This window comes from Prauserella rugosa (genome assembly GCF_000719975.1).
GTDB lineage: Bacteria > Actinomycetota > Actinomycetes > Mycobacteriales > Pseudonocardiaceae > Prauserella > Prauserella rugosa.
Window position 1 is genome coordinate 248,513 of record NZ_JOIJ01000007.1, and the last position, 11,842, is coordinate 260,354.

8 protein-coding genes are annotated in these 11,842 nt (G+C 70.3%); 1 reads left to right on the forward strand and 7 read right to left on the reverse strand.

Going from position 1 to position 11,842, the window contains the following annotated elements:
• Positions 1-5: 5 nt before the first annotated feature.
• Positions 6-950 (reverse strand): non-homologous end-joining DNA ligase, encoded by a 945-nt coding sequence (gene ligD / locus IF64_RS0112655; protein WP_030532279.1) that lies wholly within the window; start codon positions 948-950, stop codon positions 6-8.
• Positions 947-2,398: a non-homologous end-joining DNA ligase gene (gene ligD / locus IF64_RS0112660; protein WP_030532280.1), complete on the reverse strand. Its 1,452-nt coding sequence runs from the start codon at positions 2,396-2,398 to the stop codon at positions 947-949. The genes ligD (IF64_RS0112655) and ligD (IF64_RS0112660) overlap by 4 nt, the downstream gene beginning before the upstream one ends.
• A gap of 229 nt (positions 2,399-2,627) precedes the next feature.
• On the opposite strand from ligD (IF64_RS0112660), the gene IF64_RS0112665 reads away from it, so the two are divergent.
• Complete coding sequence (locus IF64_RS0112665) at positions 2,628-3,413, forward strand: metal-dependent hydrolase (protein ID WP_030532281.1); 786 nt, start codon at positions 2,628-2,630, stop codon at positions 3,411-3,413.
• Between the two features lie 9 nt (positions 3,414-3,422).
• On the opposite strand, the gene IF64_RS0112670 is transcribed toward IF64_RS0112665, so the two are convergent.
• The 5 genes from IF64_RS0112670 to sbnA are packed head-to-tail and all read right to left on the reverse strand — an operon-like array spanning position 3,423 to position 11,751.
• Entirely contained in the window at positions 3,423-4,709 is a 1,287-nt protein-coding gene (locus tag IF64_RS0112670) for an MFS transporter (protein WP_425468442.1), read from the reverse strand.
• Positions 4,710-4,749: 40 nt separating this feature from the next.
• A complete protein-coding gene (locus tag IF64_RS0112675) occupies positions 4,750-5,925 on the reverse strand; it encodes a type III PLP-dependent enzyme (protein ID WP_030532283.1) in 1,176 nt (391 codons plus the stop codon).
• Positions 5,922-7,658: an IucA/IucC family protein gene (locus IF64_RS0112680; RefSeq protein WP_030532284.1), complete on the reverse strand. Its 1,737-nt coding sequence runs from the start codon at positions 7,656-7,658 to the stop codon at positions 5,922-5,924. The genes IF64_RS0112675 and IF64_RS0112680 overlap by 4 nt, the downstream gene beginning before the upstream one ends.
• The gene (locus tag IF64_RS26055) at positions 7,658-10,759 is read right to left on the reverse strand and encodes an IucA/IucC family protein (protein WP_051757784.1); all 3,102 of its coding nucleotides are present in this window, start codon (positions 10,757-10,759) and stop codon (positions 7,658-7,660) included. The genes IF64_RS0112680 and IF64_RS26055 overlap by 1 nt, the downstream gene beginning before the upstream one ends.
• Before the next feature lie 8 nt (positions 10,760-10,767).
• Positions 10,768-11,751: a 2,3-diaminopropionate biosynthesis protein SbnA gene (gene sbnA / locus IF64_RS0112695; protein WP_051757786.1), complete on the reverse strand. Its 984-nt coding sequence runs from the start codon at positions 11,749-11,751 to the stop codon at positions 10,768-10,770.
• Positions 11,752-11,842 lie beyond the last annotated feature (91 nt).

An 11,842-nucleotide genomic window follows, 5' to 3' on the forward strand; every position in this document is an offset into this window, starting at 1 on the left:
CGGTGTTACCCATGGTTGATCAGTTTTGCGCTCAACAGTGGGCGACTGCCACCGATAAGGGGTTCGAACAGGTCTCCCAGTGACTCTGTGCGGCGACGCACATCGTCGGCCGTGAACACCAAATCGGCCGCGTGATTGCAACTTGCGACCTCGTCCCACGTAATGGGAGTCGAGACCGTCGGTTGCGGTCGCGCGCGCAACGAATACGGCGCGACCGTGGTCTTCTGCGGGTTGTTCTGGCTCCAGTCGATGAGCACTTTTCCCTTGCGCAGGCTCTTCGTCATCCGGGAGACGACGAGGTCCGGCATTTCGCCTTCGAGGCGTTGCGCGAGCATGCGTGCGTAGTCGCGCGGCCGCTCGGATTCGTTGGTGCGAATAGGCGAGTAGAGCTGCATTCCTTTGGAGCCACTGGTTTTCGGGTACGCCTCGAAGCCGTCCTCGGCCAGCGCCTCGCGCAGCCGGACGGCGACCTGGCAGCATTCGACGATGGTGGCGGGTTCGCCGGGGTCGAGGTCGAACACCAGCAGATCGGGCTCCCGGCGTCCGCCACGCTCTCCGACGGTCCACTGTGGAACATGCAGCTCGAGGCTCGCCAGATGGGCGACCCAGACGAGGGTCGGAAGATCCTGCACCAGCGCGAAATCCGCGTACTCGGACCCGCGGGAGCTTCCCGGGGTGTCGATGCGCACGGTGCGCACCCAGTCGGGCGCGTGCCCGGCCACGTCCTTCTCGAAGAACGACGAGGCTTCGACACCGTCCGGGTAGCGCTTGAGGGTCAGTGGCCGGTCGCGCACGTGGGGCAGCAGCACCGGGGCGATCGACGCGTAGTAGTCGATCACCTCACCCTTGGTGAAGCCGGCCTCCGGATACAGCACCTTGTCCAGATTGGACATCTTGAGCCGTCGGCCCTCGATGTCGACGACCGGGTTGTGGTCGCGCTTCGAGCTCATGACCGCAGTTCCTCCGGTGTCCGATCGGGTCGCAGCCCGCGCCAGGACGGCGCGCGCAGTCTGCCGTCGTCGGTCCAGGCCTTGAACACGACCTCGCCGACCAGTTCCGGCCGCGCCCAGTGTGCGCCTTTCGCCCTGTCCCGCGGAACCTCGGTGGTGAACGGGGACTCGTCGCTCTCGACGTCGCGCAGCTGAGCGGAGAGTTCGTCCAGCATCGCGTCGGTGAAGCCGGTGCCGACCTGGCCGACGTAGCGCAGTCCACCGTCGGCCTCCGGCCTGCCGAGCAGGAGCGAGCCGAACGTGGCCGATCGGCGCCCCTCACCGGGCCGCCATCCACCGATCACGACCTCGATCGTGTTCAGCTCGGTGATCTTCAGCCAGTCGGTGCTGCGTTGTCCGTCGCGGTAGGGCGAGCCGGAGCGTTTGGCGACCACGCCTTCGAGGCCCTGCTGGGCGGCCGCGCACACGACGGCGTCGCCGTCCTCGTCGAAGCGGGGCGAGAGCGTCCAGTGGGTTCCCGTGAGCTCGAGCCGTTCCAGCAGCTCGCGGCGGCGTGAGTACGGTTCACCGAGCAGGCTGCGGCCGTCCAGGTGCAGCAGGTCGAAGACGACGTAGGTGACGGGCACCTGCTTGGCGAGCTGCCTCGCCCTGGACTCACCGGCGTGCATACGTTTCTGGAGTGCCGCGAAGCTCGGCGAACCGCCCGAGAGCGCGACGATCTCTCCGTCGAGCCACACCTGCGTGGTGCCCAGATTCGCCCCGAGGCCGCTGAGTTCGGGATAGGTGGCGCTGATGTCGCCACCCCTGCGGGAGAACAGGTCGGTCCGCCCGCCCTCGATGCGGGCGAGCGCGCGCACGCCGTCCCATTTGAACTCGAACGACCAGCCTCCCGACGCGGGAAGCCGTCCCTGGGAGGCGAGCATCGGCCTGATCAGCTCGGGCAACGGCTCCCAATCGGGGTCGGCGGGTGGGTCGGATCTGATGAGCTGCCAGTTCTCGCCCGCGCGGTACAGGACGTGCTTGCCCTCGACGCGTTCGCCGTGCAGGACGATCGACACCTCACGGTCGTTCCACTTGAGCGTGTCGTAGGTGCCCGTGTCCCAGATGCTCATCCGCCCGGCGCCGTACTGGCCCTCGGGGATCTCGCCGGAGAAGTCGATGTACTCGAGCGGGTGGTCCTCGGTGTGCACGGCCAGTCGCGCGACCCGGGGCACGGGCGGCAGTCCCTTCGGCACCGCCCACGACACGAGCACGCCCTCGCGTTCGAGCCGCAGATCCCAGTGCAGATGGCTGGCGTGGTGCTCGTGGACCACGAAACGGTTGCCGCCACCGGAGCCGCCGTTGTCCTGTTCGTCCTCTGTGCCGGACTTCGCAGAGCTCTCCGGCATCGGTTCCGGAGTGCTGCCTGCGCGGCGTTTGCGCCGGTACTCGTCGAGCTTGCCCGCCATGCGACCGGTCTACCCGATCACGCCGCTGTTCACCCGCCGAGCCGGCGGCGCGCCCTCGCTGCGCCGCGACCCGGCGAGCTCGCGAGCCAGTATCGCCCAGTGGTTCACGCCGGTTCGATCCGGGACGTGCCTTTCGCGACTTTCGTAGGGCGCGGCGTGGCTGTCAGGGGTGTGCGAAAGACTGCGTGTTGATCTTGTTCGCGTTTTCGTGTTGGAGGACGACAACCTCATGATGGGCCGCACGCACGCGCTCACCGGATGGTGTGCCGGGCTCGCCGTCGCGCCGCTCGCAGGCGTCACCTCGCTCGCCCAGGCCGTGGTGTTCGCGGCCACGACGGCCGGCTACGCCCTGCTGCCGGACCTCGACCATCCGGGAGCGCGGGCATCGCGCCTGCTGGGGCCGGTCACGGGGCTGTTGTCGCGGCTGTTGCGGTCGGCCTCCGCCGCGGTCTACTCCGTGACGAAAGGTCCCCGGGACGAGGACCGCACGGGAACGCACCGCCACCTGTCGCACACCGTGCTGTTCGCCGCGCTCGTCGGGCTGGCGGTCGCTGCCGGCACCGAGGCGGGCGGGCCGTGGGTGGTCGCGGCTGTGGTGATCATCGGACTGCTGCTGGCCGAGGACGCGCTCGGGGACTGGTTGCTGCCCGTCACCGGAGGTGCGGCGATCTGGTGGGCGTGGGAGGTCGCGCCGCACGCGCTGACCGAGCTCGAGGCGATGGGCGGACTGCTCGGGCTCGCGGTCGCCCTCGGCTGTGTGACGCACTGTCTCGGCGACGCGCTCACCGAGTCGGGTTGTCCGTTCCTGTTCCCCCTGCCGATCGCGGGGGAGACCTGGTACGAGCTGCGCCCGCCGTCGCTGTTGCGGTTCCGCACGGGCAAGACGTTCGAGAACCGCGTGCTGTTCCCGCTGTTCTCGGTGTTGGCGGTGCTGTTGATCCCGGGTGTGTGGACAATGCTGGCCGAGCTGCTCGCCGCGGTCGTCATGGACGGAACGCCCGCGGCCGAGAACTGATCGGTGCGTTCACGGCGCTGGGGCGGGCTCCTCGTGGTCGCGCTCGGCTTCGCGGAACGCGCGTGGCGTCATGGCCGTCCAGACGACCACCGCGGCGATGCCGTGCACGACCGCGCCGATCCACCACACACCGCGCAGATTCCACTGTGCGGCAACGAAACCGCCCATCAGCGCGCCCAGCGGAGTCAGTCCCCACGCCAGCATCTTGTGACTGGTCAGCACCCTGCCGAGCAGGCGGTTCGGCGTGAAGCGCTGCCGGGCCGACTGGGAGCAGACGTTCCACACGAGAATCGCCGACGACTGCACGACCAGCACCGCGCCGACGAACACCGGCCAGGTCGGCGCGGCCGCGGTGAGCACGGCCGTGACGACCGCCATCGACTGGGAGATCCGCATCGACCACGCGTAGCCGATGCGCGCGACGATCCGGTGGACCACGAACGACGTCACCACCCAGCCCGCCGCGAAGCACGCCAGCAGCGCGCCGTACCCGACCTCGCCGATGCCGAGCTCCTGGGTGGCGTACAGCACGAGCATCGTGTTGGCCGCACTGGCCGCAAAGGAGCCGAGTGCCACCGACACCGTCACGGCACGAAGTAGTGGCGCCGCGACGAGGTAGCGCAGTCCTTCGCCGATGTCACGCAGCGGCCTGCTCGGGCCGGTGGGCCGCGCGGGCGGTGCGGACTCGGCCGAGCGGCGCAGGCTCCAGCTGAGCAGCAGCGCAGTCGCGGCCATGCCGCAGGCGATCCACGCGGGGGCGCCGAGCGCGACCGCCAGCACCGCACCGGCGGCGGGCGGCACCACGAACTGGACGAGGCCGCGGTCGATGAGCAGTAGTCGCGCGTTCGCGGCAGGCAGCTCGTCGCGGGTCCGGACGGTGGGCAGCAGCGCGCCGCTCGCGCCGTCGCCGAGAACCTGCGCCGTCGTCACCGCGAACGCCGCGCACACGAGCAGCGCGAGGCTCAGCAGTCCGGTGCTCGCGGCGACGGCGAGCACGCCCGCGGCCACGACGAGCAGCGCGTAGGCCGCCATCAGCACGCTGCTCCTGCGGACGCGGTCCACGAGCAGTCCGGCTGGCAGCGCCAACAACAACCACGGCGCCTGGCCGACGACGTTCACCAGTGACACCGCCTGGGGATCGGTCGTGATCGTCACGGCCAGCAGGGGCATCGCGGCGATCATCAGGCCTTCGGCGGCCGAACCGGCGGCGACGACGCCCTGCAGCCGCGCCCAGTGCCCGGATCCGACCCATCGTGCCCAGCGGGAACGGGGCGCGGCTGCGGTGTCGGTGCTCACCACCGCATTCTGCCAGCGCACGGCGAGTCGCAGGCGTGGCTCAGCGGAACACGTGCTCAGGGTGCGGATGGCTGAGGAAGTCGTGGTGCGAGATCTCCCAGCCGTACGCGCCCGCGTAGACGAACTCGAGCACGTCACCCGCCCGCACACGGTCGACCACGACGTCGCGCGCCAGCACGTCCTTCGGGGTGCATAGCTCACCGACGACGGTCACCGCGGAACCGCGCGCCTCGGGGCGGGGAAGCCCGTCCGGCCACGCGTCGACCGCGCGTACGCGGAACGGGTGGCTGTGCTGCCACGAGGCAGGCAGCCGGAAGTGGTGCGTACCGCCGCGCACGACGACGTACTGGGTGCCGTGGTTGCGCTTGACGTCGAGCACCTCGGTCTCGTACGTGCCGAACGCGGCGACGAGGAACCGTCCGCACTCGAAGTCGATCTCGCGCCAGTGCGCGGGAAACGTGGCCACGAGCCGGTCGAGTTCACACGTGAACGCCGACCAGTCGAACTGCGGTCCCGGCTCGCCCTGCGCCGGCACACCGGACGCCGGCGTGTAGTTGACTCCGATGCCGCCGCCGACGTTCACCACCTCGCTGCGCAGCCCGTGGTCGCGCTCCCAGCGCGTGACCTTGTCGCGGTAGAGCGTCAACATCTGTAGGTGCGCCGAGGGCGAGAGGTTGTTCGACAGCGAGTGCAGGTGGAATCCGGCGAAGCGCACACCCGGCAGCTCGCGCGCGGCGCGAAGGGCCTCGGGAAGCCGACCCTCGTCGATGCCGAACTGCGTCGCGCCTCCCGCCATCGCGATCGTGGCCGGTGGGAACGGTCCGGCCAGATTGACCCGCAGGAGCACGTCGGCCACCCGGCCCGCGGCGACGGCCACCGCGGAGATCCGGTGCAGTTCGAGCACGCTCTCGACGTGGAACCGCAGCACCCCGGCCGCCAGTGCCTGTTCGATCTCCGGCTGCGTCTTCGCGGGTCCGCCGAACAGCACCGGCACGTCGGTGTCCACGGCACGCGCCTTGGCGATCTCACCTCCCGAAGCCACCTCGAAGCCCGACACGATCGGGGCGAGCGCGTGCAGGATCGGGTGTGCGCTGTTGGCCTTCATCGCGTAGAACATGCGGCACCGTTCCGGCAGCTGTGCCACCACCTTGCTCGCGTGCTCGGCGATGCCGGTGAGGTCGTAGCGGTACCGGCAGACCGGTTCGGGGGCGCTCATGACGCCGGCCGCGGGTCGGCTGCCGCCAGCGGATTGGGCACGGGATGCACGCGCAACTCCGTGTCGGGCAACAGGCGTCTGCTGGTCAGTTTCTCCACGGCCACCTCCGGGGTGAGTACGTCGTAACGGGGGTCGGGAAACCGGTCCAGATAACCGGTCAGCACCTCGCGCACGAGGGACCAGAACTCCGCCTCGTCGAATCCGTAGGCGTCGGCGAGGAACAGGGCGAGTTCGCCGATGCCGACGAACAGCAGTGCGTCGAGGACGAAATCGGTTACGAGCGAGGGGTCGTCGGTCTCGACGAACGAGTTGCGGTTCTCGTGGTGCGGCGGCGTCGAGCGCAGGGTGGGGCAGCGGTCCGGGGCGGCGAGGCGTTCGCGGCAGAAGCGCACACCGTCGTGGAAGTCGCGCAGTGCGACCCTGGTCGGCATCCCGGAGCGGTGCAGCAGCACCATGTTCTGTGCGTGGGATTCGAGCGCGATCCCGTGGTGGCACAGCAGGTGCAGCACCGGTACGACGACGACCTCGGCGATGCGCCGCACCCAGGCGGCCACACCCTGTTCGCGGACCCACGGATCGATCAGCGGGGTGCCGTCGACGTTGCGGGCGGTGAGCCCCGTGAAGGGCACGCCGGACTCGTCCGGGTCGAGATGCGGGTGCAGGCTCTCGCGCCAGATGCAGGCCAGGGTGCCGTAGGTGGCGTCGCGGCGTACCGGGTCGTCACCGGCGACGACGGCGGTGCCCATGAGCTCGCGGAGGAACACCGTGCGCAGTTCGTCCCGCAACAGGGGATCGTCGGCGGCGATGCCCGCCAGCCAGGCCGACACGGCCGGTGCGTTGTGGACGGTGTGCGGTGCGAGGACGCGGCTGGTCGAGGTGTTCACCAGCGACATGGCGAGTTTCAGGTACGGACGGTGTGGACGGTCGAGGCACGCCAGTGTGCGGATGGACTGCTGTGGGCGGAACCGGTCGGGGTCGGGCCCGAGGACACGGATCGATCCGGACGTGAGCTCGCCCGCGAACGCCGCGGCGAGGTGGCGGTCCCACTGCCACGGGTGGACCGGCACGAGCGTGCGCCCGGACTCGGCCTGCGCGGGGTACTGCTCCCGCAGGAACGACGCCTCGTCGACGACCGCTGACGTCTCGACGATCGAGCGGTCGACCGACAACCACAGTGGACGGACGTCGGGACGGAACTCCGGGCCGTACGCGAGGTTGTCGTCGATCCCGAACCCCAGGCGCGACTTGTAACTCGGGTGGTAACGGTGCCCGTCGGTGATGGCGCCCTCGAGGGTTTCGACGTCGAGTCGGTGCAGCCTGGTGTGCTCGGTGTTCCTGCGGTGCTGTTGCGCCAGTGCGTCCTTGACGTAGGTCTCCTCGAGTTCCCTGGCGAACTGAGGGAGCCGGGACGGATCGGCGTCGAGGAGCGGGGCGATCTCGGCGAGGAACAGACTGATGGACTGCGGCTCGAGGCCGTCGCGGCGCAGGTCGTCGACCGTGACCCTGCCGAACGTGTACCTGCGCCGGGCGCGGAAGGTGTACCGGACGCCGTTGTCGCTGTTGTCGTCGTTGTCGCCGTTGATGCCGTTGTCGCACCGGAGCTGCCCGTCCTCGGCGCGGACGGCGTTCTCGTAGAGCAGTGAGCCGAGCAGCTGGTGCAGGACGCGCCTGCGGACGTCCGCGGCGGTGGGACCGGTGAGTGCGGTGTCGAGAAGCGTGCTCGGCGGTGGCATCAGGAAGCGTCCTCTCTGTGGGGAACGGATCTCAGGGGGTTGGGGATCTCCACGAAGTACGGTCGCTCGCCGCGTTGGGCGAACCTGCTGAGCAGATTCGCCTTGGCGGGAAGGGTGGGTGCGGTGAGCAGTGGCTCGGCCTCGGGCCAGGGCCGCATGGTCTCGCGCGCGACCGACCACAGTGCGCGCTCGCCGACCTCCGAGGACCTGCCGAGCACGTGGATCACGTGGGCGAGCTGGTTGGTCACGGCGTGGTAGCAGAGGCGCTGCCACGCCTCGTCGCGGTGGTAGAGCGCAGGGCTGTCGGCCGGCAGGTCTCGATGGCGCGCCCGGTCGAGGGCGACGCCCTCCATGTCGCGGACCAGGAACCGGGCCGGCATGCCGTCGCCGTCGAGCCGTAACAGTGAGTTCTGCACATGCGCCTCGAACGCGACACCGTGGTCGGCGAAGGCGCGCATCAGCGGTCCGTGGGCGAGCGTGACGAAGCGGGCCAGCCACTCCGCGGGGTCGGTGACGCGCTGGGCAGGCCACGTCGGGTCCTCGAGCAGGCCCGCGAGGACGAGCGCGCCCGGTGTGCTCGCGCGGTGGACGGCGTTCAGTTCCGCGGCCAGGTCGTGCCCGGCGGCGGCCGGAGCGAGGGTGCGGAATCCGGTCTCGGGCACGATCCCGAACCCTTCGTAGGAGGGCAGCGCGGCCACGGCGCGCATCGCATCGGCCGAGCGGCGCAGGTGTTCCCACGGGGTGTGGCGGACGAAGTTGGTGATGCGCACGTGGAGCGGCAGCTTCCAGGTCGATCCGCTCGCCGGATCGCACACGGTGCGCACCGACGACGTCGGGTACACGTGCGGGCTCTGTTCCGGCAACGACACGAGCGCGCCGTCGGCGACCAGCCGCCGCACAGCCGGATTCCGCATCAGGTGCTGGTGCTGCCACGGATGCACGGGGATCGCGGCGAAACCGGGGGGCGTGGCGTCCGTGACCTGCGCGGGGACCGGTACCTGTCCCTCCTCGTGGACCAGTTCGCGGGCCACGGCCACGTGCCGCAGCGGGAACGAGACGCCGAGCTCGGGGGCGTAGGCGTGCAGATCGGATGCATCGAATCCCTCGGCGCTCTTCGGTGTCGGATGGAACGGGTGTCCGAAGAGGACGCCCTGTTCGGACGTTCTCGACGCGTCGGCGGTGTTGCGTCCGCGGCCTCGGTAACGTGCGGCGAGATAGCGTGCGGTGTTGTCCGTGCTGCCCGAGATCTGTGCCTCGAGTACCGGTGTCCCGCGCAAACCCGTGCGCGCCTCCAATTCGCCGAGTACCGCACGCACCGCCGAGTGCGGGATCGCGGCGTAGTCGTGGTGCCCGGCGGGTGAGGCGTACGTGACGGTCAGCCGCACCGACCGGCCGGTGGCCGCGAGTTCGATGTCCAGGGGCCCTCGGGTGACCTCGTGGATGCCGCTTTCCCGCAGGTACGCGTTCAGCACCCGGCGGTGGGCCCCGTGGCGGGCCTCCTCGGCCGCGGCATCGGCCAGGCGTCCGGTGTGGAGCGGGTTGGGCACCGATCCGGTGTCGGCGGGCATGCTCAGTCCCGTCGACCTGCCCTGGCTCAACAGCGGAGCCAGCACCCTCCGGTGCGGCCAGAACGGCGTGTCGAACAGGACGGTACGGAGGTCATGTGCGCCGCGCCGCTCGAGCGCCGCGTCCAGTGCCTCGTGGAGGGCCGTCCACAGGCGAGACTCGGGAACACCGTAGGTCCTGGTGAGCGCGTCGATGATGCCGTAGAGATTGACCTGGACGCCCAGGGTCTGCAGGTAGCGGGCGAGCGCGGCGGGATCCTCGACGCGCAGCGACTGCGGCGCGCCCGGCTTCACCCGGTACTCCGGATCGGGGGCCGTGAGCAGCTCCGGGCAGTACCGCACCGTGTCGTGGTCCCGCAGCACGAAGCGACGCCCCACCCGGAGCACGTTCTGTCCGTGGATCTCCGGAAGTACTCCGTGGGTGAGGAACCCGACCGCCATCGCGCAGAAGTCCCCCGCGAGCCTGCGGAAGAACGGAACCGGGTCGGTGAGGTTCGCGGTGTGCCACGCGACCGAGGCGAGCGCGCCCATCGGTACCGATCCGTCCACATCAGAGGGATACGCGCGAACCTGGGCGGAGAGGTGGCCTGGGCGGTCGGCGTACGGATCGCCGTCCCATCCGCACCACGACGTCTCGTCGGCGATCACGACCGTCGCTGCCAGCTCCTCGTCGCCGGAGAGGATCGTCCGCAGCAGGCGTTCACCGCGCTCGCCGTTGTCGAGGTAGCGCGCCGGGAGCAGGCGCTGGGAACCGAGCGTGTTGACCCCCAGCGGCAGCTTCACGTGCCGGGCGGGCCGCGCCCCCGCGTCGCCGTCGCCGTCGCCGTCGCCGTCGCCGTCGACGGGCGCGAGGGTGCGGATCGACGACGTCGCGCGCCACCGGCCGACCCCTCGCGCGTGCACCCGGACCGTGCCCGCGGCCAGCTCGGCCGCGAACTCGGACGGCAGCACGTGGTCGAGCTGCCACGGGTGGACGGGGATCAGCGTCTCGTCGTCCCGGGCATCGTCGGGCATTTCGGGTACGGTGCCCGGGTCCCACCCTCCGCTGCCGAACCGCACCGCCTCCGTGCGGACCGCGAGCCAGTCGAGTCCGAACACCGCACGCCCGTATCGGACGAGCTCGCCGGTGTTCCATCCCACGACCGCCCGCGCCGTCGGATGGAAGGGCCTGCCGCGAAGGGCGGTGAGCGATTCGGCGTCGCCGTCGCGGGCGGGAACGGCGGCGTGCTCGACGGCGGTCCGCAGATCCGCGGCCACCTGGTCGACCGCGGACTCTCCGGAACCTGCCGTGGCCACGCGCAACAGCTCGTCGGGGGTGAGCTCGCGGTTTCCCCGCAGCACCGGTCCGCCCGCGTGACGCCATGGCTGCAGGGCTCCGCCGGGGCGAACCCGGAACCGGATGTCACCGACTCGGTACCACTCGCCGTCGAGGCCGCCGTCGGCGAATCCGTGGATCCGTTCGCGGATGAGGGCGTCGACGAGTTCGCTCATGACCGTGGCGTCACACGCCGTGCCGGTGGTCGTATCGCGGGTCACGACTGGCCTCACCCGCGCCGCGTCCCCGCCTCGGCCAGCCAGTCGTCGTCGTAGACGAGATCGAGGTAGCGATCACCGCGATCGGGCAGGATCGCCACCGCGCGACACGGTTTCGGCAGGTCGGGAAGGCTGCGGCGGAGCGCGGCGATCACCGACCCGCTCGAACCGCCCGCGAAGATCCCCTCGGTCGCGAGCAGTTCGCGGCACGCGAGGGCGGCGTCGGCATCGCTGACGTGCACCACGTCGTCGATCTCGGCGGGACGGCACAGTTCCGGCACCCGGCTGGATCCGATACCGGGCAGATCGCGTCTGCCCGCGGGCCCGCCGAAGATCACCGAGCCCGCGGCGTCCACGGCGGTGACGCGCAGGTCCGGGAAGCGTTCCCGCAGCCGCCTCGCGCTGCCGAGCAGACTGCCCGTCGTGCTGACGGGTCCGAACAGGACGGTCGGCGCTTCGGGGAGCTGGTGCACCAGTTCGGTGCCGATGCCGTGGTAGAAGGCCTGCGGATTGCGTTCGTTGGCGTACTGGTTGATCCACACCGCGTCGGGGCGCTGCGCGAGCAGTTCGCGCACCCGGCGCAGCCTGCTGCCCAGGTAGCCGCCCGCGGGATCCACGTCGTCGACGACCTCCACCTCGGCACCGAGATGCCGCAGCAACGTCAGGTTGGCGCGCGTGGTCTTGGGATCGACGACGCACGTGAAGCGCAGGTCGTGGACGCGCGCGGCCATGGCCAGTGCCACGCCGAAGTTGCCCGAGCTGCTTTCGACGATCGTGCTGCCCGGTCGCAGAGTGCCGTCGCGCAGCCCGCCTTCGACGATGTAGCGCGCGGAGCGGTCCTTCATGCTGCCGCCGGGGTTCATCAGTTCGAGCTTGGCGATGACCTCGACGTCCGGGTCGGGGAAGAGCCGGCGGAGCGCCACGATCGGAGTGTTGCCGACGCAGTCGAGCACGGAGTCGGCTGCGAGTCCGTCCTGGGCGGCAGCGGTGGTCACGGAGTACCTCGATGTGTCGGGGATCTTGGTAAGGGTAGTCTTACCTTACTCTTTTGCGCACGGCTGGGTGACCATGCGACCACACTTCGTG

Bases quoted from the DNA above. Each gene is read 5' to 3' on its own strand.
- IF64_RS0112665 (WP_030532281.1), top strand. From the start codon at position 2,628: ATGATGGGCCGCACGCACGCGCTCACCGGATGGTGTGCCGGGCTCGCC.
- ligD (WP_030532279.1), bottom strand. From the start codon at position 950: ATGAGCTCGAAGCGCGACCACAACCCGGTCGTCGACATCGAGGGCCGA.
- IF64_RS0112680 (WP_030532284.1), bottom strand. From the start codon at position 7,658: ATGCCACCGCCGAGCACGCTTCTCGACACCGCACTCACCGGTCCCACC.
- IF64_RS0112675 (WP_030532283.1), bottom strand. From the start codon at position 5,925: ATGAGCGCCCCCGAACCGGTCTGCCGGTACCGCTACGACCTCACCGGC.
- ligD (WP_030532280.1), bottom strand. From the start codon at position 2,398: ATGGCGGGCAAGCTCGACGAGTACCGGCGCAAACGCCGCGCAGGCAGC.